General features: G+C 59.6%; 1 pseudogene. It reads right to left on the bottom strand.

Going from position 1 to position 760, the window contains the following annotated elements:
* A pseudogene (locus AC19YT_RS28345) lies at positions 1 to 743 on the bottom strand (hypothetical protein); the annotation flags it as partial.
* Positions 744 to 760: the final 17 nt, after the last annotated feature.

The raw sequence follows: 760 nt of genomic DNA, 5'->3' as shown, positions 1-760 counted from the left end.
GGCTTGAGGGCGCTCATGCGCACGGGGGCGTCTTCTTTGTAGGGGATTTGATAGTGATGAGGGGCAATCTGGACGTTTTTATCGTCGGGGTTGACCAGGTTTTCCCAGCCCAGGTGGCCCAATGGCGGCACGCAACCGTTGTAGCGGTTCATGCCCTGGCGCCCATCCGCATCGGCGCGCAGTTCAAAGCTATCGTCGTCGTAGCGTCCGTAAGCCAAGTCCAGCCCGCCGACAAACCCGATGCGCTGGTCAATCACCACTTGTTTCTGGTGATGGCTGTAGAACGAGGTGTTCCGATCCGCATGGGGCTTGGCGACGGTTACGAACACGCGCTGCTGGCCGACGAGGCGGTTGATGCCCAGCAGCACGCTGCGGGTTTGTGAGTCATAGGTCTGCACCGGCGCGGCGTCATCCCAGGGCATGACAAAGATGCTCACCCCACGCCGCGCGGCGGCAAGCAGGCAATCGTAGAGGCGCACTTTCGGCGCTAGTTGCGCATCCCAATTGACCTGCCAGCCAGCGATGTAGATCGATTCTTTGGCCGCCGCGAATTCGTCTATCAGTTCGGCAAAGTACGTTTTGCCGCTGAAGTAGGGTTTGACCGCATTGCCTTCGGTGGGCTGGGCAAACACCCGTGTGAGCGTCCAAAGGGGTTCTGTTGCGAACGCCCGGTAGGGCTTGCCCTCGCAATCGACGATTTGAAGCACCGTGCGCCGTACCAGGCAGTTTTCAGGAAGGCTCATTTCACTTGTCCTTGAGT

The organism is Pseudomonas sp. MF08875 (assembly GCF_059862525.1).
The sequence above is the reverse complement of the archived record's forward strand: the minus strand, read 5'-3'. Positions and strand labels throughout refer to the sequence as shown.